19 protein-coding genes and 4 pseudogenes are annotated in these 25,900 nt (G+C 48.8%); 14 read left to right on the top strand and 9 right to left on the bottom strand.

The features are described 5' to 3' along the window. Positions 1 to 5: 5 nt before the first annotated feature. From ACU8XX_RS13095 to ACU8XX_RS13050, 10 genes and pseudogenes are all read left to right on the top strand, one after another. The gene (locus tag ACU8XX_RS13095) at positions 6 to 968 is read left to right on the top strand and encodes a phage tail tube protein (RefSeq protein WP_001328756.1); all 963 of its coding nucleotides are present in this window, start codon (positions 6 to 8) and stop codon (positions 966 to 968) included. Between the two features lie 150 nt (positions 969 to 1,118). After that, complete coding sequence (gene ydaY / locus ACU8XX_RS13090; RefSeq protein WP_122452218.1) at positions 1,119 to 1,478, top strand: protein YdaY; 360 nt, start codon at positions 1,119 to 1,121, stop codon at positions 1,476 to 1,478. A 471-nt stretch (positions 1,479 to 1,949) separates the two neighbouring features. Further along, entirely contained in the window at positions 1,950 to 5,183 is a 3,234-nt protein-coding gene (locus ACU8XX_RS13085; RefSeq protein ID WP_446908301.1) for a phage tail tape measure protein, read from the top strand. Between the two features lie 34 nt (positions 5,184 to 5,217). Next, positions 5,218 to 5,403 (top strand): annotated as a pseudogene (locus tag ACU8XX_RS13080) (phage tail protein); the annotation flags it as partial. Positions 5,404 to 5,475: 72 nt separating this feature from the next. Then, positions 5,476 to 5,817 (top strand): annotated as a pseudogene (locus ACU8XX_RS13075) (phage minor tail protein L); the annotation flags it as partial. Between the two features lie 5 nt (positions 5,818 to 5,822). Next, positions 5,823 to 6,566: a C40 family peptidase gene (locus ACU8XX_RS13070; RefSeq protein ID WP_000140696.1), complete on the top strand. Its 744-nt coding sequence runs from the start codon at positions 5,823 to 5,825 to the stop codon at positions 6,564 to 6,566. Continuing rightward, positions 6,545 to 7,837 (top strand): annotated as a pseudogene (locus ACU8XX_RS13065) (phage tail tip domain-containing protein); the annotation flags it as partial. The gene ACU8XX_RS13070 and the pseudogene ACU8XX_RS13065, both read left to right, overlap by 22 nt. Before the next feature lie 66 nt (positions 7,838 to 7,903). Further along, the gene (locus ACU8XX_RS13060) at positions 7,904 to 8,503 is read left to right on the top strand and encodes an Ail/Lom family outer membrane beta-barrel protein (protein ID WP_240765168.1); all 600 of its coding nucleotides are present in this window, start codon (positions 7,904 to 7,906) and stop codon (positions 8,501 to 8,503) included. A 64-nt stretch (positions 8,504 to 8,567) separates the two neighbouring features. Then, the gene (locus tag ACU8XX_RS13055; protein ID WP_446908300.1) at positions 8,568 to 11,795 is read left to right on the top strand and encodes a phage tail protein; all 3,228 of its coding nucleotides are present in this window, start codon (positions 8,568 to 8,570) and stop codon (positions 11,793 to 11,795) included. Continuing rightward, positions 11,795 to 12,370 (top strand): tail fiber assembly protein, encoded by a 576-nt coding sequence (locus ACU8XX_RS13050; RefSeq protein WP_000885599.1) that lies wholly within the window; start codon positions 11,795 to 11,797, stop codon positions 12,368 to 12,370. Before ACU8XX_RS13055 ends, ACU8XX_RS13050 begins: the two co-directional genes overlap by 1 nt. 97 nt (positions 12,371 to 12,467) lie before the next feature. Here the strand turns inward: ACU8XX_RS13050 and ACU8XX_RS13045 are convergent, their stop codons facing one another. From ACU8XX_RS13045 to nifJ, 6 genes are all read right to left on the bottom strand, one after another. Beyond that, positions 12,468 to 13,058, bottom strand: a complete 591-nt coding sequence (locus ACU8XX_RS13045; RefSeq protein ID WP_000086519.1) for a recombinase family protein — start codon at positions 13,056 to 13,058, stop codon at positions 12,468 to 12,470. 316 nt (positions 13,059 to 13,374) lie between these two features. After that, positions 13,375 to 13,608, bottom strand: a complete 234-nt coding sequence (gene ydfK / locus ACU8XX_RS13040) for a cold shock protein YdfK (RefSeq protein ID WP_000836772.1) — start codon at positions 13,606 to 13,608, stop codon at positions 13,375 to 13,377. A gap of 68 nt (positions 13,609 to 13,676) precedes the next feature. Further along, positions 13,677 to 13,790, bottom strand: a complete 114-nt coding sequence (locus ACU8XX_RS13035) for a YnaM/YnfT family protein (RefSeq protein ID WP_120795384.1) — start codon at positions 13,788 to 13,790, stop codon at positions 13,677 to 13,679. 777 nt (positions 13,791 to 14,567) lie between these two features. Then, positions 14,568 to 15,002, bottom strand: coding sequence for a universal stress protein UspF (gene uspF, locus ACU8XX_RS13030; RefSeq protein WP_001300461.1), 435 nt, complete (start codon positions 15,000 to 15,002; stop codon positions 14,568 to 14,570). 140 nt (positions 15,003 to 15,142) lie between these two features. Further along, positions 15,143 to 16,276 carry a porin OmpN gene (gene ompN, locus ACU8XX_RS13025; protein WP_097768830.1) on the bottom strand — a complete coding sequence of 378 codons (1,134 nt, stop codon included), beginning with the start codon at positions 16,274 to 16,276 and terminating at the stop codon, positions 15,143 to 15,145. 366 nt (positions 16,277 to 16,642) lie between these two features. After that, a complete protein-coding gene (nifJ, locus tag ACU8XX_RS13020) occupies positions 16,643 to 20,167 on the bottom strand; it encodes a pyruvate:ferredoxin (flavodoxin) oxidoreductase (RefSeq protein WP_000628243.1) in 3,525 nt (1,174 codons plus the stop codon). 273 nt (positions 20,168 to 20,440) lie between these two features. On the opposite strand from nifJ, the gene ACU8XX_RS13015 reads away from it, so the two are divergent. Further along, entirely contained in the window at positions 20,441 to 20,707 is a 267-nt protein-coding gene (locus ACU8XX_RS13015) for a putative hemolysin (protein WP_001295715.1), read from the top strand. Here the strand turns inward: ACU8XX_RS13015 and hslJ are convergent. Together hslJ and ldhA are read right to left on the bottom strand one after the other, a co-directional pair. Next, positions 20,704 to 21,126 carry a heat shock protein HslJ gene (gene hslJ, locus ACU8XX_RS13010; RefSeq protein WP_001296048.1) on the bottom strand — a complete coding sequence of 141 codons (423 nt, stop codon included), beginning with the start codon at positions 21,124 to 21,126 and terminating at the stop codon, positions 20,704 to 20,706. The two genes, ACU8XX_RS13015 and hslJ, sit on opposite strands and share 4 nt — an antisense overlap. Before the next feature lie 110 nt (positions 21,127 to 21,236). Continuing rightward, on the bottom strand, positions 21,237 to 22,226 hold the full coding sequence (ldhA, locus tag ACU8XX_RS13005) for a D-lactate dehydrogenase (RefSeq protein WP_000762229.1): 990 nt from the start codon (positions 22,224 to 22,226) through the stop codon (positions 21,237 to 21,239). Between the two features lie 207 nt (positions 22,227 to 22,433). Between ldhA and ACU8XX_RS13000 the strand changes: the two genes are divergently transcribed. The 3 genes from ACU8XX_RS13000 to ACU8XX_RS12990 are packed head-to-tail and all read left to right on the top strand — an operon-like array spanning position 22,434 to position 25,589. Then, positions 22,434 to 25,073 carry a YdbH family protein gene (locus ACU8XX_RS13000; protein WP_000900976.1) on the top strand — a complete coding sequence of 880 codons (2,640 nt, stop codon included), beginning with the start codon at positions 22,434 to 22,436 and terminating at the stop codon, positions 25,071 to 25,073. Continuing rightward, entirely contained in the window at positions 25,070 to 25,255 is a 186-nt protein-coding gene (locus tag ACU8XX_RS12995) for a YnbE family lipoprotein (RefSeq protein WP_000698145.1), read from the top strand. Before ACU8XX_RS13000 ends, ACU8XX_RS12995 begins: the two co-directional genes overlap by 4 nt. A gap of 7 nt (positions 25,256 to 25,262) precedes the next feature. Next, entirely contained in the window at positions 25,263 to 25,589 is a 327-nt protein-coding gene (locus ACU8XX_RS12990; protein WP_001300734.1) for a YdbL family protein, read from the top strand. 171 nt (positions 25,590 to 25,760) lie between these two features. Here the strand turns inward: ACU8XX_RS12990 and ACU8XX_RS12985 are convergent. After that, positions 25,761 to 25,889: pseudogene (locus tag ACU8XX_RS12985) on the bottom strand (AraC family transcriptional regulator); the annotation flags it as partial. Positions 25,890 to 25,900 lie beyond the last annotated feature (11 nt).

The raw sequence follows: 25,900 nt of genomic DNA, 5'->3' as shown, positions 1-25,900 counted from the left end.
CTCCTGTGAGTTCAGGTGCAAAGGTTATCTCGGCATTTATCCGGGAGACAGTTGCAGGCACTACGCCAGCAAGTGGTGACTGGAGTTTATTAAAACGCACAAGCTGGGGAGTAAAACCCACCCAGAATAAAGGCGAAAATAATGAGATTGGTGGCTCCCGGATGGCTCAGGGGGCGACGCCTGGCACTGTGGATGTCGGCGGTGATGTTGGTACCAAATTTCGCTGGGGTCAACATGATGATTTTCTTGCATCCTGTTTCGGCGCGGAATGGTCAGGCGATTCTCTGACAATGGGGAATGAGCGAATAACATTTTCTCTGGCGACCTATGCGTCCGATGTCGGAATTGCCTCTGTCGTCAGAGGAGCGCAGGTTGGCTCATGGAAAATGCAGATCCCTAACGACGGCGATATTACAGCGACCGTAACCTTTGCCGGGCTGGGCTGGGAATCAAAGGCCGATGATACGAATTTTATCAAAGGCGAACCTGTGGATAGTGCAGGAAAGTTACGCTATTCGTTTAAGGCGGTTTCAGCAGTAAGCCTGAATGGTGTTGCCGGAGGTAACGGTTTTTGTATCGACAGTTTTGATATTCAGTTCGATAACAAACTCCAGACACAGCGTTGTATCGGGACTGGCTCGCCTTATGCAGGAGCAAATATTCCGACTACTTTTACACCGTCCGGTACGGTGACGCTTTCATGGTCTAAAGCCGCGTGGGAAATCTGGAGTAAAACACTGACTGGAGAAACAGTTCCGTTCAGCTTCACGCTTTCGAATGGAGAGGGGGCATACACTTTCAGTTTCCCGAAGGTTCAGGTGTCAGGTGAATGGCCTGATGGGGGTAATACTGACATTATCCAGGTTCAATTGAGCATTACCGCAGCAGATGAAGCACCTACGATAACCAGAAAAAAATGCTCCCCGACTGCCGTGATCGCAAAAGCCAGTGCTGATGCGATTAGTTGATTTTCCGTTATTCCCCCTGTGGTACTGCACTACAGGGGGACGCATTGAATGAGGTTATGGATGTTTATTCTTAATCAGAAAATTATCATCGGTGGAGAACGCTGGTTTACGCCAATGAAGGACTTAAAACCTGTAGACGGGTTAAAACTGTTGGTGGCAAGCAGCGATAACGATCAGTATCGCTCCCGTAATGCATTAATCCGTCGTCACATTGAGAAAATGGATGCCAGTTTGCACGTCGGAACGAAGGAGTTTGATATTTCAAAGGTTTCCGAGGTAGATTCTGTTGATGATTTACTCATTGATAATGCTGCTCGTTATCTGCTGAAAGACTGGAAAGGGGTTGGTGAACTGGTTAATGGTGCTGAGGTTGCACTGGAATATACGCCAGAACGAGGGATCGCGCTGCTTAAGCAGAATCCAGAGTTGTACTGGCAGATCCTTGCAGAAGCAGCCAGCATCGCCCAGGGTAAAGAGCAGCAGAAGCAGGATACGATAAAAAAGCCATAGCCGCCCAGCGGTGGTTATCGGAGTTCGGGGGAGAAAGGGGGGAAAAGGCAAGATGGAAGCGAGAAAAACTCAGGTTGCCACCGATACCGGAACCAGAAATAGACCCGGTGCTTAAGGAATTGTTGTACGCCTATTCGGTAATATCCCGTGCCCGACGTTATGCTGGAATGACCGGGGTGCCTTTGCCTTTATCTCTGACAGAGATAAATGAATATTTAGCCACTCATCCGGTATTGATTGAGCGCGATGAGTTTGAAGCAGTGATCTTTGCACTGGATGACCAGTATTTTCAGGAGCAGTGTGTGTAGTTGTTAATTACGTACACTCTGTTACAGAGATGTGATGGTGTCTTTAATTAAATCGATGATGCTCCTGGAGAAAAGCATTGCGTGGCCTCGTAATCGCTATATCTACTATTATGTCGCCTGAAACCCACTTCGGTGGGCTTTTTGTTGTCTGGAGTTTTAATAAATGGCAGAGCAAACCTCGCGTCTCGCAATAATTATTGATAGCACTGGAGCAAAAAATAATGCTGACAATCTGACCTCCTCATTAGTCAAAATGACGCAGGCCGGGGAAACTGCTGCAAATAGCGCAGGGAAAGTGACTAAGGCAACAGAAGATGAGAAGAACGCGCTCGCAAAATTAAAAGCAGCTATTGATCCAGTTGGTGCCGCAATTGATACTGTCGGTCGACGCTATTCTGAATTAAAGAAATTTTTCGATAAAGGGCTTATTGATAAAGAAGAATATGAATTTCTTGTCCGTAAACTTAATGAAACCACAGAGGAATTGAGCGGGGTTGCGCAAGCGCAGAGAGAAGTCGAGAAGGCCGGAAAACTTGCTGCCGCCCAGCAGGAAGCGCAGGCTCAGGCCTTTCAAAGAATGCTGGACAAGATCGACCCTCTGGCTGCGGCGCTAAGAAATCTTGAACAACAGCATGATGAACTTAATGCTGCGTTTGCATCCGGGAAAATAAATGGTTCTCAGTTTGAGAATTATAGCCGAAAAATACAGGAAACACGGCGAGAGCTTACCGGAGAGGCTCAGGCAGAGCGAGAAGCAGCAAAAGCGCATGATGAACAGGTTGTTGCTTTGCAACGTCTGATTGCTCAACTTGATCCTGTCGGAACTGCTTTTAATCGTCTGGTAGAACAACAGAAACAGCTCAATGAAGCAAAAGCTAAGGGGATGCTTTCTCCTGAAATGTATGAGGAGCTTTCTGGAAAACTTCGTGCTATGCGGAGTGAGCTTGAGGTTACTCAATCACAATTAAGCAAAACCGGAATGTCGGCAAAACAAACGGCTTTTGCTATGCGCATGTTGCCTGCACAAATGACGGATATTGTTGTTGGGTTGTCCACTGGTCAGTCGCCATTTATGGTGTTAATGCAGCAGGGCGGCCAGCTAAAAGATATGTTCGGTGGGATTGGCCCGGCGCTCAAAGGTGTAGGTTCTTATGTGCTGGGATTAATTAATCCTTTTACCCTGGCCGCAGCAGCCGTTGGGGTCTTAGGACTGGCTTACTATAAAGGCTCTCAGGAGCAGGACGAATTTAATAAATCTCTTATTCTTACCGGAAATCAGTTGGGGACAACCAGCGGGCAATTGGGCGATATAGCTCAACGTGCCGGGAATGCGGCTGATTCGACAACTGGTGCTGCGGCGGCAGTATTAAATCAGCTTGTGCGTTCGGGAAAGGTAGCGAGCAGTTCGCTGGAGCAAGTGACGACAGCGATAGTAAAAACGAGCGAAGTAACAGGAATATCAACCGAACAACTGGTTAATGACTTCAATGAAATTGCAAAGGATCCTGTCAGTGCCATATCAAAACTTAATGATCAGTACCATTTTCTGACACTTGCGACTTATAACCAGATTAAGGCGCTACAGGATGAAGGGAACCAGCAGGAGGCCGCCCGCATTGCGACAGAAGAATACTCATCCTCAATGATCCAGCGCACCAACCAGATTAAAGAAAATCTTGGTTATCTTGAGACTGCATGGAAAGCTGTCGCAGACTCCGCAAAATGGGCATGGGATTCCATGCTGGATATTGGCCGTGAGACCTCCCTTGATCAACAAATCTCAGATGTTCTCCGTCAAATTGATGAAATAGAAAAAAATACCCGACCCGGAGTTTTCGGGTTAGGTGGCATTGGAGATGGCGGAGCTCAAAATAAAAGGCTGGCACGATTAAAGCAGCAATTGGGCGTACTTCAAGCAGAAAAAATTGCTCAGGACGTACTAAATTCATCAATAAACGATTACAACAAGCGACAACAGGAAGGAATTGAACTCAGACAGAGAGCAGATGCCTTTTCAAAACAATATCAGACCCGGGAGCAGCAGAGAGCTAGTGAACTTGCAAAACTGGAAAAGCTAAAGAATCAGTATTCAAAGGAAGAATATAATAATCTTATCGCTCAAATAAATGAGCGTTATAAAGATCCAAAGCAACCAAAGGCGAAAGGTTATTCTGATGATGCAGCCCAACGAATGATTGATCATCTGAATCAACAGAATGCGTTACTAAGTTCACAAGCTGAGTTGACCGTTAAATTAAGTTCCTCTGAACAGGAACTGGTTAAGTGGCGTCAGCGGATTGCCGACCTAGAGTCACGACCATCATCGAAATTAACCCAGGATCAGAAATCGCTTCTCTTACACCGGGAAGAAATAACCGCGTTGATGGAGAAAAATGTTGCGATTGAAAAGAATAACAGGCTAATCAAGGAATCCGCCGAAATAACAGCATGGCGTGATTCATTGCAGGCTTCGATTGATAATCGTCAGCAGGGGTATGATATTCAGATTGCTGGTTATGGGGTTGGCGATAAAAATCAGCAACGCCAGCAGGAATTACTGCGGATTGAACATGGATATAACAATCAGCGTCTGCAACTTGAACGTGACTATGCAGATAAATCCCGTGGAATGTCAGATCATGTTTTTCAAGAGAAAATGCAGGCTCTGAATGATGCTCTGGAACGGGAAAAAGAAATTGTCAGACAGAAAAACGAGCAGCTCGATATTCAGGCAGGAGACTGGGTTAGTGGTGCCTCCCAGGGATTCAATAACTGGCTGGATGACACTAAGGATATCAGTGAGCAGATAAAATCAACCACGACTCAGATGTTTGATGGGATGACCGATGCGCTGGGTGATTTTGTCACGACAGGCAAGGCAAATTTTCGTTCTTTCGCTACTTCCGTGATTTCGGATCTTAGTCGAATAGCATTAAAGGCTTCAATTACTGGGATTTTCGACAGCATTAGTAACAGTTCTTCTGGGGGGATTTTAGGAACTATCGGGAGTGCTATTAGTAAATTTATTCCGAATGCAAAGGGCGGTGTTTATGAGTCTCCGTCATTGAGCACGTATTCGAACGGTATTTATGATTCCCCGCAATTTTTTGCTTTTGCAAAAGGGGCTGGTGTTTTTGGTGAGGCTGGACCGGAAGCCATTATGCCATTAACACGAACTTCCGATGGTTCTCTTGGTGTCAGAGCTATTAATAGTAAAAGTGGTAATGGAGGCGGAGATATTACCTATGCCCCTGTATACCAAATCACTATTCAAAATGACGGCCAGAATGGAGAGATTGGCCCTCAGGCAATAAAAGCACTTATGGGGATGGTTGATCAGCGGGTGCAGGGCAATCTGTTAAATATGCGACGTGATGGGGGAATGTTAAGTGGCTAATACGGAAGAATTTCACTGGTTACCAGAGGATGGAATGAAAACAGAAAATAAACCATCGATAAAAACTGTAAGATTTGGCGATGGTTATGAGCAACGAAGTCCAAATGGACTTAATCATTCTCTGCGCGTTTTCACCTGTGATTTCAAAGTTGAGGCGAATGAACGTGATTCATTTGAAAAATTTTTAGCCCGGCATGAAGGCTATAAATCTTTTTTTTGGCGCCCGCCGGGTATTAACAGAAAAATCAGAGTGGTGTGTCGAACGTGGTCAGCGACAGAACATATCACCTATAACGGAAACAGTGACGCCGATCCGGAGCAGGAGGTGATCAGCCGCTGGCGCATCGAGCAGTGCAGCGAACTGAGCGCGGTGAGTGCCTCCTTTGTACTGTCCACGCCGACGGAAACAGATGGCGCTGTTTTTCCGGGACGTATCATGTTGGCCAACACCTGCACCTGGACCTATCGCGGCGATGAGTGCGGTTATCACGGTCCGGCGGTCGCGGATGAATATGACCAGCCGACGTCCGATATCACGAAGGATAAATGCAGCAAATGCCTGAGTGGCTGTAAGTTTCGCAATAATGTCGGCAACTTTGGCAGCTTCCTTTCCATTAACAAACTTTCGCAGTAAATCCCATGACAGAGACAGAATCAGCGATTCTGGCGCACGCCCGCCGATGTGCGCCAGCGGAGTCGTGCGGCTTCGTGGTGAAAACGCCGGAGGGAGAAAGATATTTTCCCTGCGTGAATATCTCCGGTGAGCCGGAGGAGTATTTCCGGATGTCGCCGGAGGACTGGCTGCGGGCAGAGATGCAGGGTGAGATTGTGGCACTGGTCCACAGTCACCCCGGTGGTCTGCCCTGGCTGAGTGAGGCCGACCGGCGGCTGCAGGTGCAGAGTGATTTGCCGTGGTGGCTGGTCTGCCGGGGGGCGATTCATAAATTCCGCTGTGTGCCGCATCTCACCGGGCGGCGCTTTGAGCACGGGGTGACGGACTGTTACACGCTGTTCCGGGATGCTTACCATCTGGCGGGAATTGAGATGCCGGATTTTCATCGCGGGGATGACTGGTGGCGTCACGGTCAGAATCTCTATCTGGATAATCTGGAGGCCACAGGGCTGTATCAGGTGCCGTTGTCAGCGGCGCAGCCGGGCGATGTGCTGCTGTGCTGTTTTGGTTCATCGGTGCCGAATCATGCCGCCATTTACTGCGGCGACGGCGAGCTGTTGCACCATATTCCTGAACAACTGAGCAAACGAGAGAGGTATACAGACAAATGGCAGCGACGCACACACTCCCTCTGGCGTCACCGGGCATGGCACGCATCTGCCTTTACGGGGATTTACAACGATTTGGCCGCCGCATCGACCTTCGTGTGAAAACGGGGGCCGAAGCCATCCGGGCGCTGGCCACGCAGCTTCCGTCGTTTCGCCAGAAACTGAATGAGGGCTGGTATCAGGTGCGCATTGCCGGGCGTGATGCAGGCGAAAATGAATTATCAGCCCGTCTTACCGATATCAGGCAGGTTGAAACCACAGCCCGCTACCTTGGCGCGGGGCTGTACTGGATAGCCGCCAGTATCAATATCAAACCGGGCCATGATTATTACTTTTATATCCGCAGTGTGAACACCGTTGGCAAATCGGCATTCGTGGAGGCCGTCGGTCGGGCGAGCGATGATGCGGAAGGTTACCTGGATTTTTTCAAAGGCCAGATAACCGAATCCCATCTCGGTAAAGAGCTGCTGGAAAAAGTTGATCTGACGGAGGATAACGCCAGCAGACTGGATGAGTTTTCGAAAGAGTGGAAGGACGCTAACGATAAATGGAATGCGATGTGGGGCGTCAAAATTGAGCAGACCAAAGACGGCAAACATTATGTCGCGGGTATTGGCCTCAGCATGGAGGACACGGAGGAAGGCAAGCTGAGCCAGTTTCTGGTTGCCGCTAACCGTATCGCGTTTATTGACCCGGCAAACGGGAATGAAACGCCGATGTTTGTGGCGCAGGGCAACCAGATATTCATGAATGACGTGTTCCTGAAACGCCTGACGGCTCCCACCATTACCAGCGGTGGAAATCCGCCGGCATTTTCCCTGACACCAGACGGAAAGCTGACCGCTAAAAATGCGGATATCAGCGGTAATGTGAATGCAAATTCAGGGACGCTCAACAATGTCACGATTAATGAAAACTGTCAGATTAAGGGGAAACTGTCAGCCAATCAGATTGAAGGCGATATTGTCAAAACGGTCAGCAAGTCTTTCCCCCGCACGAACAGTTATGCCAGTGGCACCATCACGGTAAGAATCAGTGATGATCAGAAATTTGACCGGCAGGTCATGATACCGCCAGTGTTATTCCGCGGTGGTAAGCATGAGAATTTCAACAGTAATAACCAACAGTCATACTGGTATTCAACCTGCCGGTTAAGAGTGACCCGCAATGGTCAGGAGATTTTTAATCAGTCCACGACGGATGCTCAGGGCGTATTTTCTTCAGTTATAGATATGCCTGCCGGACAGGGGACACTGACACTGACATTCACCGTATCTTCATCAGGAGCGAATAACTGGACACCAACAACCAGTATCAGCGATCTGCTGGTTGTGGTGATGAAGAAATCCACAGCAGGTATCAGTATCAGCTGAATTTTATAACCCATAACGGGCGTCAGAAATGACGCCTTTTTTATTGCAGAAAAGCGAGAGGTAATTATGCGTAAACTTTATGCCGCCATTTTGTCCGCAGCCATTTGTCTGGCCGTATCCGGTGCGCCTGCATGGGCGTCTGAACATCAGTCCACGCTGAGCGCGGGGTATCTTCATGCCTCGACGAACGTTCCCGGCAGCGATGATCTGAACGGGATTAACGTGAAATACCGTTATGAGTTTACGGACACACTGGGGATGGTGACGTCGTTCAGCTATGCAGGAGACAAGAATCGCCAGATTACCCGTTACAGCGATACCCGCTGGCATGAAGATTCCGTTCGTAACCGCTGGTTCAGCGTAATGGCGGGGCCGTCTGTGCGCGTGAATGAATGGTTCAGCGCGTATGCGATGGCGGGTGTGGCTTACAGCCGTGTGTCGACTTTCTCCGGGGATTATCTCCGCGTAACTGACAACAAGGGGAAAAAGCACGATGTGCTGACCGGAAGTGATGACGGTCGCCACAGCAACACGTCTCTGGCGTGGGGAGCTGGCGTGCAGTTTAACCCGACCGAATCCGTGGCCATTGATATTGCTTATGAAGGCTCCGGCAGTGGCGACTGGCGCACTGACGGTTTCATCGTGGGTGTCGGTTATAAGTTCTGATTAGCCAGGTAACACAGTGTTATGACAGCCCGCCGGTTCAGGCGGGCTTTTTTGTGGGGTGAATATGGCAGTAAAGATTTCAGGTGTACTGAAAGACGGCACAGGAAAACCGGTACAGAACTGCACAATCCAGCTGAAAGCAAAACGTAACAGCACCACGGTGGTGGTGAACACGCTGGCCTCAGAAAATCCGGATGAAGCCGGGCGTTACAGCATGGACGTTGAGTACGGTCAGTACAGCGTTATTCTGTTGGTGGAAGGATTCCCGCCGTCACATGCCGGGACCATCACCGTGTATGAAGATTCCCGACCCGGTACGCTGAATGATTTTCTCGGTGCCATGACGGAGGATGATGCCCGTCCGGAGGCTCTGCGCCGTTTTGAACTGATGGTGGAAGAGGTGGCGCGTAACGCGTCCGCGGTGGCACAGAACACGGCAGCCGCGAAGAAGTCAGCCAGTGATGCCGGCACATCTGCCCGTGAGGCGGCAACCCATGCGACTGATGCTGCAGGCTCAGCACGCGCAGCCAGCACGTCAGCCGGACAGGCCGCGTCGTCGGCTCAGTCAGCGTCTTCCAGCGCAGGAACGGCATCAACAAAGGCCACTGAAGCATTAAAAAGTGCTGCCGCTGCAGAGTCCTCAAAAAGCGCGGCGGCCACCAGTGCCGGTGCGGCAAAAACGTCAGAAACGAATGCGGCAGCGTCACAACAATCAGCCGCCACTTCTGCATCCACCGCGACCACGAAAGCGTCAGAAGCTGCCTCCTCAGCCAGGGATGCGTCGGCTTCAAAAGAGGCGGCAAAATCATCAGAAATGAGCGCAGCCTCGAGCGCCAGTAGTTCCGCTTCCTCGGCAACGGCGGCAGGCAATTCCGCGAACGCGGCAAAAACGTCCGAGACGAACGCTAAGTCTTCTGAAACGGCAGCGGAACAGAGTGCCTCCGCAGCAGCAGACTCAAAAACAGCGGCTGCATCATCTGCCAGCGCCGCGTCAACAAGTGCCGGGCAGGCCTCAGCCAGTGCCACCGCTGCCGGAAAGTCGGCAGAAAGTGCCGCATCGTCTGCTTCAACAGCCACAACGAAGGCTGGCGAAGCTACTGAACAGGCCAGCGCAGCAGCGAGGTCTGCTTCCGCAGCGAAGACATCCGAAACGAACGCGAAAGCGTCGGAAACCAGCGCAGAATCCTCAAAAACGGCTGCCGCATCGTCAGCCAGTTCGGCGGCGTCATCGGCATCATCGGCGTCTGCTTCAAAAGATGAGGCGACCAGACAGGCGTCAGCAGCGCGGGGCAGCGCCACGACGGCATCCACGAAAGCAACAGAGGCGGCAGGCAGTGCGACGGCAGCATCTCAGAGCAAAACTACTGCTGAATCCGCTGCGACCCGTGCGGAAGCTGCTGCTGATCGTGCTGAAGAGATTGCCGGTGCAGTTGCGATGGAAGACGCAAGCCTTACAACTAAAGGTGTTGTGAAACTTAGCAGTGCTGTTGATAGCACCAGTGAATCGCTGGCCGCAACGCCAAAAGCAGTTAAAGCAGCCAATGACAATGCGAATAGCAGGGTGCCATCTAACCGAAAAGTTAACGGAAAAGCACTGACTGCGGATATAACATTAACGCCGAAAGATATTGGTACTTTAAATTCAGTAACGATGTCTTTCTCTGGCGGGGCTGGGTGGTTCAAACTGGCTACGGTTACCATGCCACAAGCGAGTTCCATCGTTTACATCGCATTGATTGGTGGCGCTGGTTACAACGTCGGTTCCCCACATCAGGCAGGCATTTCAGAACTGGTTCTACGAGCAGGCAATGGAAACCCCAAAGGAATTACCGGGGCTTTGTGGAAGCGTACAGCCGTCGGATTAACGAATTTCGCCTGGATCAACACATCCGGCGATACATATGATATTTACGTTGAGATTGGCAATTATGCGACGAGTGTAAATATCCATTGGGATTGTACTGCAAATGCGTCAGTTTCTGTTTATACCTCGCCAACATATTCAGCGAGTAAGCCTTCCAGCGTTACCTATGGTGTTGTTTATACGATGTATAGCTCACATCAGAAACCTACACCATCAGATATTGGAGCACTGCCAACAACCGGAGGAACAGTTTCAGGTCCGTTGTCTGTTACAGGTGGATTAACTGGTTCATTGAATGGTAATGCAAGTACAGCCACGAAATTGCAGACGGCAAGATCTATCGGTGGAGTTGTTTTCGACGGTTCTGCAAATATTAACCTTCCAGGTGTAAACACTACGGGTAATCAGAACACCACTGGTAATGCTGCAACTGCTACAAAACTTCAGACTGCAAGAAAAATATCCGGTGTTCCATTTGATGGTTCTACTGATATCACTTTAACCGCCGCGCATGTGGCTGCTTTTGCCAGAAGGGCAACGGATACATATGCCGATGCGGATGGTGGCGTTCCCTGGAATGCCGAATCAGGCGCTTACAATGTCACCCGCTCTGGCGACACCTATATTCTGGTTAACTTCTATACCGGAGTCGGAAGTTGCCGGACCTTGCAGATGAAGGCACATTACAGAAATGGAGGTCTGTTCTACCGTTCCTCAAGAGATGGCTATGGTTTTGAGGAAGACTGGGCAGAAGTTTATACCTCGAAAAATCTTCCACCAGAAAGCTACCCAGTCGGCGCACCAATCCCGTGGCCATCAGATACCGTTCCGTCTGGTTATGCCCTGATGCAGGGGCAGACTTTTGACAAATCTGCATACCCGAAACTTGCAGCCGCTTATCCGTCAGGCGTGATCCCTGATATGCGTGGCTGGACGATTAAGGGCAAGCCCGCCAGTGGTCGGGCCGTATTGTCTCAGGAACAGGACGGCATTAAATCACACACCCACAGCGCCTGCGTATCCAGTACGGATTTGGGGACGAAAACCACATCGTCGTTTGATTACGGCACTAAATCCACGAATAACACTGGTGCGCATACCCATAGTGTTAGCGGTACGGCTGCTTCAGCCGGTGCACATACCCATTCGATGACATTTGTTTCAGGTGGTTCCAGTGGTGCTCCGGGAAGTGGATCACCTGATTATTCTAAATACAGTGTTAACACTTCTTCTGCAGGCGCTCATACGCACTCTGTATCGGGTACTGCTGCAAGCGCAGGTGCACACGCACATACTGTCGGTATTGGTGCTCATACGCACTCGGTTGCGATTGGCTCACATGGACACACCATCACCGTTAACGCTGCTGGTAACGCGGAAAACACCGTCAAAAACATCGCATTTAACTATATTGTGAGGCTTGCATAATGGCATTCAGAATGAGTGAACAACCACGGACCATAAAAATTTATAATCTGCTGGCCGGAACTAATGAATTTATTGGTGAAGGTGACGCATATATTCCGCCTCATACAGGTCTGCCAGCAAACAGTACCGATATTGCACCGCCAGATATTCCGGCAGGCTTCGTGGCTGTTTTCAACAGTGATGAGGCATCGTGGCATCTCGTTGAAGATCATCGGGGAAAAACCGTCTATGACGTGGCTTCCGGCGACGCGTTATTTATTTCTGAACTCGGTCCGTTACCGGAAAATGTTACCTGGTTATCGCCGGGAGGGGAATATCAGAAGTGGAACGGCACAGCCTGGGTGAAGGATACGGAAGCAGAAAAACTGTTCCGGATCCGGGAGGCGGAAGAAACAAAAAACAACCTGATGCAGGTAGCCAGTGAGCATATTGCGCCGCTTCAGGATGCTGCAGATCTGGAAATTGCAACGGAGGAAGAAATCTCGTTGCTGGAAGCATGGAAAAAGTATCGGGTATTGCTGAACCGTGTTGATACGTCAACTGCACAGGATATTGAATGGCCAGCACTGCCGTAGGGTAAAACATATAAATTCTATAATTAGATGTATCTTTCCATTTACGGCAAGGAAGGGGGCTTGGAAGACGTAAAGCATCTCACACCGAGATTATTTTTTATATGTCAGGTGTCTGAAGTTTTGCTTTGGCTCTTAAAATGGTTTGCCGCGAGGTTTTGAATTCCCGGGCAATGGCACTTATACTTACACCTGACTTAATTCGTTCGAATACCACCTGTTTCTGTTCTTCATTTAACACAGGTGGTCGACCAAAACGTTTCCCTGCGCCGCGGGCTCTTACTATCCCGGAATGAGTGCGTTCAAGTAAAAGGTCTCGTTCAAATTCAGCGACTGCTGAAATTACTTGCATCATCATTTTTCCTGTTGGACTGGTCAGGTCAATGCCAGCCAATGCTAAGCAATGCACTCTGATACCTGTTTCGGTCAGTTGTTCCACTGTTTTCCTGATATCCATTGCATTACAACCAAGGCGATCCAGTTTTGTCACAATCAATTGATCACCACATTTCAGGCGAGCAAGCAACCGGTTAAAACCAGGACGCTCACTGGTTGCTGCTGAGCCGCTAATGTGTTCTTCGATTATTTGCTGAGGTTTGATTTTAAAACCTGCACTTTCGATTTCCCGGCGTTGATTTTCGGTGGTCTGATCCAGCGTTGATATCCGACAGTAAGCAAAAATTCGAGACATAGTGAGACTCTATACGAAATTGGTGTTCATATCATAATGCATCTCAGAAAATAATTATGATTATTTTTGTGCATATTTGTATGTACACGTTCGAAAATAAACGAATGCGTATGCAACCCCGTAATTTTGGTGAGACCCAAAATCGATTTTGTGAAAAATGGCTTTAACTCGGTTTGTTTTTCGAGTTCCGGGCGGACTCAAGGAAGAAGAATAGTGTTGCGTGTTATTTTAACCAGATTTCAAGTTGTTTGGTCGTGGAAAAGTGGAGCAAAATGTTGTTAAAGTGGAAAAATGATAAAAAAGTAAGTTTATTATATTACATTTTACCATTTAAATTTTGGTTGTCTTTAAGAACTGATATCGCTGTTTGTAATAATTCTTTGTTATCCAGCCATGATTTTTTCTTTATGTTTCCTTCAATGTAATCAAGCAATGTTCTGGTATTGATAGGTCTTCCCTGTTTTGCTACTTCCACTACAGCATTCCCTAGGATAATTCTTACTTCAGGAAGCTGCGCAGGGAACCACTTTAGGGTGTCTTTTGATTTCATGAAGATATTCCTTAAAATATTATTGATTTTCATTGCGATATTGTATGTCTGATTCAGGATATGTTGACTTATACATCGGTTTTGTCTGGGTTATTGGATATGCCAATCCCTAATTTTATTAGGGCATGACTAAAAATGCTGAATATGATAAGGAGAGATGTGATTATCAGTATGCTGTTCATATAGCCTCGAATTAGTAATGTGTTATATATGATATAGTTGACAATTTTTATCTTGGGTGTTCTTAAAGTTCGTAGATAAACATTGTCGTTTCAGGTATACAGGAATGCTAACAGGTGGCAGCAAAAATCAGGCGGTTTATGGCGCAAGCTGAAGCGGCAACTGCAAACTATCTTATGCAGAGACTCTACACAGATTGGGTTTAAAAGTATACATAGATAACAGTTTTTATCTGAAGAAGAAAAATATCAAGGTGATATAGCCTATATGCCTATGATGCGGAGGAATGAATGTGATGGGAGTGATGTATCTGAATAGTTGAAAAACCGCAGTCACGTCGTATGCAAGAACGTGCTGCGGTTGGTTTGACTTTGATTGAGACGTTTTGGAATTTTTTTTGTGGCAAAAATGGGGCAAAACGCTGCAAAAGGGGCAAAAAAGGGGCAAAAAAAGAGTGGATTATCGTAGTTTATTGTTCTCGCTGATGATGTTTAACACATTGAAAAATAAGTAAAACACTTATGAGTCAGATAGTTGTGATTTTTGCCCTTACTTGTTCAGGTTGTATTGTTCTTTCTTACTAATTTCTTGATTTTGCGACATTTAAAAGCGACTCAATTCGTTATATGGCATCAGAAGAGTATGCGTCATGCCGGAACGCCCAGCATAAGAAATCTGATATAAAAAACTGTGGCGTGTATGGTACGGATTAGAGGGGAAAATGTCAGCACATTTGCGAAATGAATCAAAAAGCCCGCAGCAATGTGCGGGCGTTAGTATCAGCGCACAACCAGCACGGAGCACTCTGCGTGACGCACTACAGCTGCGGCGTTGGAACCGAGCAGATAAGTGGTGATATCCGGTCGATGGGAAGCAATGATGATCATATGAGCGGGGATCTTCTTCGCCAATTCCAGAATGCGGTCTTTGGGCGAGCCTTCCTCAACATGGACATGCACTCTGTCGGTTGGCAGTTTAAATTTTTTAATGATCTCTTCCAGTTGCGATTTGGCTTCCGCTTTCAGGTCATCCATTGCCGGTAATTCTGCGGAATACGCTAAACCCAGAGAGGCATAGTAGGGCAGTGAAGGTATTACCGTAAGGAAATGAACCTCTGCATCATCAATCTTTGCCTCTTCCTCAACGTGGCTAATCACGCGTTGAGTTAATTCTGAATCGGAAATATCGATAGGGACAAGAATCGTTCTGTTCATAAAACCTCCTGTTTTAGTATCCGCATAAAGTGTAACGCCAGATGACACTTTTTGTGTAATGACGGAGTTCACATTTTTAATTTAGATCAAAGGAGGAAGAATAAGCAGAAAAAGCCCGCCATAACAGCGGGCAGGAGGATTTAGAACTGATAAACCAGACCTAAAGCGACAATATCATCGGTAGAGATGCCATTGGCAGCGTAGAAGCTGTCATCTTCATCCAACAGGTTGATTTTATAGTCAACGTAGGTGGACATGTTTTTATTGAAATAGTAAGTCGCGCCAACATCGGCGTATTTAACCAGATCTTTATCATCAACACCTGCCGGGTTGTCTGCACCACCCGCAGCGTGCAGGTCACGGCCTTTAGACATCAGGAAAGAGACTGCCGGACGCAGACCAAAATCAAACTGGTACTGTGCAGTGACTTCAAAATTCTGGGTTTTGTTTGCCACAGCATAATCGCTGTCGCCAAACGGGGTCATATTACGCGTTTCTGAATACATGGTTGCCAGGTAAATATTGTTAGCATCGTATTTTAGCCCAGCAGTCCACGCGTCTGCTTTATCACCACCCGCCGCAGTATGGTTAACCTGGTCATTGGTGCGGTCAGAAGAGGTGTATGCCGCACCAGCGCTAAAGCCCATGCCTAAATCATATGTTGTGGAAAGACCCCAGCCGTCACCGTTTTCATGGCGAACATCACGTCCGTTGTTGGTGCCTTCCTGACCATTACTGGCTCCTTCGTTGTTACCTTGATACTGCACCGCGAAGTTCAGACCATTTACCAGACCGAAGAAATCAGTATTACGATAAGTCGCGACGCCATTGGCTCGACCAGTCATAAAGTTGTCTGCATTGGTATAAGAGTCACCGCCAAATTCAGGCAGCATATCGGTCCAGCCTTCGATGTCGTACATTACGCCATAATTACGTCCGTAATCGAAAGAACCGTAATCTGCAAATTTCAGCCCGGTAAATGCCAGACGGGTCCATGACTGGTTTTTTGAAGATTCAGTGTTGTTTGCCTGAATATTGTATTCCCATTGACCGTAGCCAGTGAGTTGATCGTTAATTTGGGTTTCGCCTTTAAAACCCAGACGCGCATAGCTCTGGTCGCCATCTTTCGCTGAATTATCAGAAAAATAATGCAGGCCATCAACTTTGCCATACAGATCTAATTTGTTGCCGTCTTTATTATAAACTTCGGCTGCATGTGCAGCACCTGCGGCGAGCAGGGCAGGAATTAAAAGTGCCAGTACTTTGCTTTTCATTGAATAAATCCTTTAGTTATTTTATTTGCCTTTTATCCCCATTTCGGGGAGTGAAAATATCCTAAAGGAGAAGTTCAGTTAGCCGATAAATATCATTTGTTACGCCTTAAGTAAAACCTTAATCAAATAATTCCTCTGAAATGATAATAAGTCTGGTGAATGTATCGAAGATAATACATACAAAATAAAAATTATACTTTTAATTTGCTATACGTTATTCTGCGCGGGTTATATGCCTTTATTGTCACAGATTTTATTTTCTGTTGGGCCATTGCATTGCCACTGATTTTCCAACATATAAAAAGACAAGCCCGAACAGTCGTCCGGGCTTTTTTTTTAGAATTGGATAATCCTTATCCAGAGCATTTAATCGGTGTTGCTTTTTTCCGCTTTTCCGGCCATTTGTGCCAGGAAGTCATAGCGTTTTTGCAAATCAGCTGCAGCATCTTTCCATAACTGTTCTGCCACTTCTGGCTGCTGCGAATTCAGCCGACGGAAACGTTGCTCGTGAAGTAACGTTTCTTCCAGTGCTTCTGACGGCGGGCGTGAATCCAAGGCCAGCGGCAGTTTGCCTTCATCGGCACGACGCGGATCAAAGCGATATAGCGGCCAGAAGCCGGTAGCTGTGAGTTGGCGCATCTGGTCGTGGCTGAGTGCCAGATCGTAACCATGCTCTTCACACGGGCTATAAGCAATGATCAGCGATGGCCCCGGATACGCTTCCGCTTCCTGAATCGCTTTCACCGTCTGGTTCAGCTGCGCGCCGAGAGAAATCTGCGCCACATAAACATGACCGTACATCATCATACTGACGCCAAGATCTTTACGCGCTTTACGTTTGCCGTGCTCGCCAAATTTAGTTACTGCACCCAGCGGTGTCGCTTTCGACGCCTGACCACCGGTGTTGGAATAGCATTGCGTATCCAGCACCAGAATGTTGACGTTTTCCGTCAAACTCAATACATGATCCAGACCGCCAAAGCCGATATCGTAAGCCCAGCCATCACCACCAATCAGCCAGATTGATTTTTCCACCAGTGCATCTGCATCACGTAGCAGTTCATGTGCTTCGGCAACATCGTTGAGTTGCTGGCGTAAAGCTGCAACCTGTTCACGACGAACCTCTGGCGTGGCGTCTGATTTCAACGCCGTCAGTAATTCCGCCGGGATTTTATCGGCAAATTGATCCAGCAGACGCAGCACGCGGACACGGTGTTGATCGACCGTCAGGCGGAAACCAAGGCCAAATTCGGCATTATCTTCAAATAGAGAGTTCGCCCATGCCGGCCCACGACCGTTGGCATCGGTGGTATACGGTGTAGAGGGCAGGTTACCGCCATAAATTGAAGAACAGCCAGTGGCGTTAGCGATCAACATCCGGTCGCCATAGAGCTGAGTCAGTAATTTAATATACGGCGTCTCGCCACAACCGGAGCAAGCACCTGAATATTCAAACAGCGGTGTAATCAGCTGCGATGTACGAATATCAATACGTTCCAGTTTGCTACGGTCGATTTCTGGCAGGTTGAGGAAGAAATCGTAATTGATTTTCTCTTCTTCGACATGTTCCAGGCGAGACATCATATTGATGGCTTTAATCTCTGGATTCTGACGGTCTTTCGCCGGGCAAACTTCGACGCACAGGTTACAACCGGTGCAATCTTCCGGTGCCACCTGCAAGACATATTTCTGCCCGCGCATATCACGCGATTTCACATCCAGCGAATGCAGGCTGGCAGGGGCGTTTTCCATCGCTTCAGGCGGCACCACTTTTGCGCGAATAGCTGAGTGTGGGCAAGCGGCAACGCAGTGGTTACATTGGGTACAGAGTTCCTCTTTCCAGATGGGGATCTCTTCGGCGATATTGCGTTTTTCCCAGCGCGTAGTGCCCATCGGCCAGGTGCCGTCTGGCGGCAGCGCCGAAACGGGGAGGGCGTCACCAAGCCCGGCGAGCATCGCAGCGGTTACGGTTTTCACGAAATCAGGGGCGGCATCGGAAACCACTGGCGGTCGATTGGCGCTGTGCGGATTTACCGGTTGCAACGGAACTTCTTCTACGGATTCACGCGCCAGCGCCAGAGCCTGCCAGTTGCGTTCCACCAGATCCTGGCCTTTGCTACTGTAACTTTTGGCAATCGCACCCTGCAATTCTGCGAGGGCGCTATCGCCAGGCAGAATTTGCGTCAGATGGAAAAAAGCCATCTGCATGACGGTATTAATACGGGCCGCCAGGCCACATTCGCGGGCGATTTTCGCCGCGTTAATCACATAGAAGCGCGCTTTTTTCTGGTTTAACACGGCCTGAACTTCTTGCGGCAAGCGCGACCACACTTCATCTGCGCTGTACGGCGTGTTGAGCAGGAAAATGCCGCCAGGTTTTAAACGCTCAGCCATCTGATATTTATCGATAAACTGCAACTGGTGGCAGCCAACAAAATCAGCCTGGGAAATGAGATAAGCGGAACGAATCGGCTGTTCGCTCACTCGAAGGTGAGAAACCGTCAGGCCGCCCGCCTTTTTGGAGTCGTAAACAAAATAGCCCTGTGCGTACCACGGCGTGGAATTACCGATAATCTTGATATTGTTTTTGGTCGCGGAAACGCTGCCATCACTACCAAGGCCATAAAACAAGGCTTCCAGTTTCGCCGAGTTTGGCAGGGTGTTTTCCGGCAACGGCAGTGACAGATTGGTCACATCATCGTAAATACCAACCGTAAAGCGCGCTTTCGGTTTAGCCGCGTTGAGCTCGGCAAATACCGCCAGTACACAGTCTGGGCCAAATTCTTTGGATGAAAGACCATAGCGCCCACCAATGACACGGGGCAGAGTTTCGCGCTCGCCATTATTAAAGGCTTCTGCCAGTGCGGTCATTACATCCAGATAGAGCGGTTCTGCCTGGGCACCGGGTTCTTTGGTTCTGTCCAGTACCGCCACGCTGCGTACGGATCCCGGCAGAGCTTGCAGTAAATGTTTAGCGGAGAAGGGGCGGTACAGGCGAACTTTCAGCACGCCAACTTTTTCGCCACGGGTTAGCAATTCATCAACCACTTCTTCACAGGTGCCAATGGCAGAGCCCATCAGGATAATCACCCGTTCCGCTTGCGGATGCCCGTAATATTCAAACGGCTGATACTGACGACCTGTCGCGGCAGAGAAATCATTCATCGCCTGTTCAACATGGTCATAGACCGCGTTGTACCATGGGTTGGTGGCTTCGCGAGACTGGAAATAAGTGTCAGGATTGGCGGACGTACCGCGGATCACCGGATGTTCCGGGTTGAGTGCCCGGGCGCGATGAGCATCAATTTCGACCTGCGGCATGAGATCAAGAATCGTGTCATCGGCCAGCGGGACAATTTTATTGATTTCGTGGGACGTGCGGAAACCATCAAAGAAATGAATAAATGGCACGCGGCTTTTCAGCGTCGCGATTTGCGAAATGAGAGCAAAGTCTTGCGCTTCCTGGACGTTTGCTGCACACAACATCGCGCAACCCGTCTGGCGCACCGCCATAACGTCGGAATGATCGCCAAAAATAGAGAGTGCATGTGTGGCAACGGTACGTGCCGCTACATGCAGGACAAACGGTGTTAGTTCGCCTGCCAGTTTGTACAGCGTCGGGATCATCAGCAGCAAACCCTGCGATGACGTAAACGATGTTGAAAGGGCACCCGTCTGCAAAGCGCCATGCACGGTAGCGATAGCACCCGCTTCCGACTGCATTTCAACCACGCGTGGTGTGTCTCCCCAAACGTTCTTTAAGCCGTTTCCGGCCCAGGCATCAGCCTGTTCTGCCATCGTGGAACTGGGGGTAATAGGGTAGATGGCGATAACTTCACTGGTGCGAAATGCGACCGAAGCAACCGCGCCATTACCGTCAATAGTAATCATATGACACCCTTACATTGCGCAAATGAGGGGCGCACGAAATTGCTGCGCGCCCAGTAGTAATCTTTCAATTTTAGCAAATGGCTTTCTTCTGCATTTTCGCTTTTGTGTCCCCCACATCAGCGTAATGAATGTTTTGATCAAACAGAGGGCAAAAAAATAGCCATAAAAAAGTAAAAATGCGGGGCAACGCGCAGGACAGCTCTCGACGCCGCCCTCTGTGCTGCCTATTATTTATGGCGGTGTCGTTTGGCTTGAAGATCAGAGGAAGAAAAGATGCGAGCAGCGTTTTGGGTAGGGTGTGCCGCTTTATTGTTGTCGGCGTGTAGTAGTGAGCCTGTTCAGCAGGCGACTGCGGCGCACGTAGCGCCAGGTTTAAAAGCGTCGATGTCCAGTAGTGGAGAAGCAAATTGTGCAATGATCGGCGGTTCGCTTTCTGTTGCCCGTCAACTGGATGGTACGGCGATTGGGATGTGTGCATTACCCAACGGCAAACGCTGTAGTGAACAGTCACTTGCCGCCGGGAGCTGTGGCAGCTATTAATTCATTAAATCCGCCAGCTTATAAGTTAATGTCTGTTTCGCGGTCGCCAGCGTTAACTGGTTCGCGGTCAGATCCACTTGTGCACCTTCTTTCAGCATTTCGCTAATGGTGTTATCGAGTTCATTAAGCTGCGGGTTAGCGCACATCATACGGGTCATTGCCAGCCCTTTGGCTGTCAGTTCACCATTAGACAGTTTGCCTTCACCGCTAAAGCGGTTACACATGCTGCCGGAAATCATCATTTTTTCACCAAAGCTGATTTCTGGCGGATTTTTATCGCTGGTCACGGGCTTACCGTTTACGCTTTCCAGCACAAAGCGATGATGCTGTAACTGTTCTGGCGTTACAGCAATTTTGTCACTACTTACACATCCCGCCATCAGCAGGCTTAGCGCAACAAGCGCGGCTACTTTCTTCATTGTGGTTCTCAATTACAGTTTCTGACTCAGGGCTATTTTAAGAATAGAGGATGAAAGGTCTTTGGGGATTATCTGAATAAGCTCCCCTGGAATGCAGGGGAGCGGCAAGATTAAACCAGTTCGTTCGGGCAGGTTTCGCCTTTTTCCAGATTGCTTAAGTTTTGCAGCGTAGTCTGAGAAATACTGGTCAGAGCTTCTGCTGTCAGGAATGCCTGATGCCCGGTAAACAGCACGTTGTGGCAGGCAGACAGGCGACGGAATACGTCATCCTGAATTACGTCGTTGGATTTATCTTCAAAGAACAGATCGCGTTCGTTCTCATATACGTCCATACCCAACGAACCAATTTTCTGATTTTTCAGCGCTTCAATTGCCGCCTGAGAATCAATCAATGCACCGCGACTGGTATTGACGATCATCACGCCATTTTTCATCTGATCGAAGGCGGCTTCGTTCAACAGATGGTAGTTTTCCGGTGTCAGCGGGCAGTGCAGAGAGATAACGTCTGATTCAGAGAACAGGGTTGGCAGATCGACATACTCCACACCGAGTTCCAGCGCCGCCGCACTTGGATACGGATCGAACGCCAGCAGACGCATACCAAAACCTTTCAGAATGCGCAGCATCGCCACACCAATTTTACCGGTACCGATAACGCCTGCCGTTTTGCCATACATAGTAAAGCCGGTCAGACCTTCCAGAGAGAAGTTAGCGTCACGGGTACGCTGATACGCGCGGTGAATACGGCGGTTCAGCGTCATCATCATACCGATGGCGTGTTCAGCAACGGCTTCTGGATCATAGGCTGGAACACGGACTACTTTCAGCCCCAGTTCTTTTGCCGCGTCAAGGTCGACGTTATTGAAACCGGCACAGCGCAGGGCGATATATTTAACGCCGTGCTTTTTCAGCTCTTCCAGCACCGGGCGGCTGCCGTCATCGTTTACGAAAATACATACCGCTTCGCAGCCATTGGCAGTTTTAGCGGTTTTTTCCGTCAGCAGAAAGTCAAAAAATTCCAGCTCAAAGCCAAAGGACTCGTTCACCTGTTGCAGGTACTTCTTGTCGTACTGTTTTGTGCTATAAACGGCGAGTTTCATAAGACTTTCTCCAGTGATGTTGAATCACATTTAAGCTACTAAAAATATTTTACAAAATTTCAAATTTAATTGAAAGCTATGGCGATATTGAAAAATTCATCAACAACTATGCTTAGTGTAGGCGCAACCTTCAACTGAACGGTTAAACATGCCACAATACCCGTATTGAATGCTTAATTTTTCGCTAAATCAGGATATTAACTACCCATGCTGGGTAAATATAAAGCCGTTCTCGCGCTGTTATTACTGATTATTCTTGTGCCGTTGACGCTGTTGATGACGCTCGGGCTGTGGGTTCCCACGCTGGCGGGCATCTGGCTACCGCTCGGGACACGTATTGCATTAGATGAAAGCCCACGCATTACGCGTAAAGGTTTAATCATTCCCGATCTCCGTTATCTGGTGGGAGATTGTCAGCTTGCGCATATCACCAACGCCAGCCTTTCACATCCCAGCCGCTGGTTATTGAACGTCGGCACGGTAGAACTTGATTCTGCTTGTCTGGCGAAATTGCCGCAGACGGAGCAATCGCCAGCTGCTCCAAAAACCCTCGCGCAGTGGCAGTCCATGCTGCCTAACACCTGGATCAATATCGATAAACTGATTTTTTCTCCCTGGCAGGAATGGCAGGGAAAACTCTCTCTCGCATTAACCTCTGATATCCAGCAACTGCGTTATCAGGGCGAAAAAGTTAAATTTCAAGGCCAGCTGAAAGGGCAACAACTTACAGTCAGCGAACTGGATGTCGTCGCGTTTGAAAATCAGCCGCCGGTTAAACTGGTGGGGGAATTTACTATGCCGCTCGTGCCGGATGGACTTCCTGTAAGTGGGCATGCTACTGCGACGTTAAACTTGCCGCAGGAACCGTCACTGGTGGATGCAGAGCTGGACTGGCAGGAAAATAGCGGGCAATTGATTGTGCTGGCACGGGATAACGGCGATCCGTTGCTCGATTTGCCGTGGCAAATTACTCGTCAACAATTGACCGTAAGCGATGGTCGCTGGAGTTGGCCGTATGCAGGTTTTCCTTTGAGTGGCCGACTGGGTGTCAAAGTCGACAACTGGCAGGCAGGGCTTGAGAACGCTCTGATCAGCGGACGACTGAGTGTGCTGACCCAGGGGCAAGCGGGTAAAGGCAACGCGGTGCTAAATTTTGGCCCAGGAAAATTAAGCATGGATAACAGCCAGCTGCCTCTGCAGCTGACCGGTGAAGCGAAACAGGCGGACCTCATTTTATATGCCCGCTTACCCGCGCAGCTAAGTGGAAGTCTGACTGACCCAACGCTGACCTTTGAGCCAGGCGCGTTACTTCGTTCAAAGGGAAGAGTCATCGATTCGCTGGACATCGATGAAATCCGCTGGCCTTTAGCGGGTGTAAAAGTCACCCAACGTGGTGTTGACGGACGTTTGCAGGCCATCTTGCAGGCGCATGAAAATGAACTGGGCGATTTCGTGCTGCATATGGATGGGCTGGCGAATGATTTTCTCCCTGACGCTGGCCGCTGGCAGTGGCGCTACTGGGGAAAAGGGAGTTTTACACCGATGAATGCCACCTGGGATGTCGCAGGAAAAGGTGAGTGGCATGACAGCACGATTACGCTGACCGATCTCTCCACCGGTTTCGACCAGTTACAATACGGTACGATGACGGTAGAAAAGCCGCGATTAATTCTCGACAAGCCCATCGTCTGGGTACGTGACGCACAGCATCCCTCCTTTAGCGGCGCGCTGTCACTGGACGCCGGGCAAACGCTGTTCACTGGCGGCAGTGTGTTACCGCCATCAACCTTAAAATTTAGCGTCGATGGGCGCGATCCTACCTATTTCCTCTTTAAAGGCGATTTACATGCTGGTGAGATTGGCCCGGTTCGGGTAAATGGTCGCTGGGACGGTATTCGTCTGCGCGGTAACGCCTGGTGGCCTAAACAATCACTGACCGTATTCCAGCCGCTGGTGCCACCCGACTGGAAGATGAACTTACGCGATGGTGAACTGTATGCTCAGGTTGCATTTTCTGCTGCGCCTGAACAAGGATTCCGCGCGGGAGGGCACGGCGTGTTGAAAGGCGGTAGTGCCTGGATGCCAGATAATCAGGTTAACGGTGTCGATTTTGTCCTGCCTTTCCGTTTTGCCGATGGAGCCTGGCATCTGGGGACTCGCGGCCCCGTTACGTTGCGAATTGCCGAAGTGATTAATCTGGTGACAGCGAAAAATATTACGGCTGATTTGCAAGGGCGTTATCCGTGGACTGAAGAAGAACCCTTGCTGTTGACTGATGTTAGCGTCGATGTGTTAGGCGGTAACGTGCTGATGAAACAATTACGTATGCCGCAACATGACCCGGCGCTGTTGCGGCTGAATAATCTCTCATCCAGCGAACTGGTTAGCGCCGTCAATCCGAAACAATTCGCCATGTCCGGGGCATTTAGTGGTGCATTGCCGTTATGGCTAAACAACGAAAAATGGATAGTGAAAGATGGTTGGCTGGCAAATAGCGGGCCAATGACCTTGCGGCTGGATAAAGACACCGCAGATGCAGTGGTGAAAGACAATATGACTGCGGGTTCAGCAATTAACTGGTTGCGCTATATGGAAATTAGCCGGTCATCGACAAAAATTAACTTAGATAATCTCGGTTTATTAACCATGCAGGCCAACATTACAGGTACCAGTCGCGTTGATGGTAAAAGCGGTACGGTAAACCTTAATTACCATCATGAAGAGAATATTTTTACGCTGTGGCGCAGTTTACGCTTTGGCGATAATCTCCAGGCATGGTTGGAGCAGAACGTACGTCTGCCGGGAAATGACTGTCCGCAAGGAAAAGAGTGTGAGGAAAAACAATGAAAATTTTACTGGCTGCGTTGACGTCATCTTTTATGCTGGTTGGCTGTACGCCTCGCATTGAAGTCGCTGCACCTAAGGAACCGATCACTATCAATATGAACGTTAAAATTGAGCATGAGATCATCATCAAGGCAGACAAAGATGTCGAAGAGCTGCTTGAAACTCGTAGCGATCTTTTCTGAGGTGATGATGAAGAAAACATTACTTCTTTGTGCGTTTCTTGTTGGGCTGGTAAGCAGCAATGTAATGGCATTGACTCTGGATGAAGCCAGAACTCAGGGGCGGGTAGGTGAAACATTTTACGGTTATCTGGTTGCGCTGAAAACGGATGCTGAAACAGAGAAATTAGTAGCCGACATTAATGCCGAACGTAAAGCGAGTTACCAACAACTGGCAAAGCAAAATAATGTGTCGGTAGATGATATCGCGAAACTCGCCGGGCAAAAGCTCGTAGCTCGGGCCAAACCGGGGGAATATGTACAAGGGATAAACGGTAAATGGGTGCGAAAATTTTAATAGCAAAACCGCAATATCGGGATAACGCTACAGGAGAAGGCGATTGATCTATTTTCCTGAAACAAGGTGAATATTCAAAAACTCCTGTCAAATTGCCTTTTGCCCTGAAAAATGCATAGTCAAATATCTGTTTTAACTAATTGGCGTTGCAGTACATGCAACGCCAATTAGTTAGCGGAATTTACGTCGATACTCGCCTGGCGTCATCCCAAAGCGTTGCTTAAATACCGTTGAAAAATGACTCTGGTCAGAAAATCCCCAATGAAAGCCGATGCCTGCCAGTTTTTCATCATCTGCGGCGGTGATGCTGC

It is taken from the genome of Escherichia sp. MAL-1, assembly GCF_052948035.1.
Note: the sequence above shows the minus strand (reverse complement) of the source record. Positions and strands in the feature narration are given on the sequence as shown.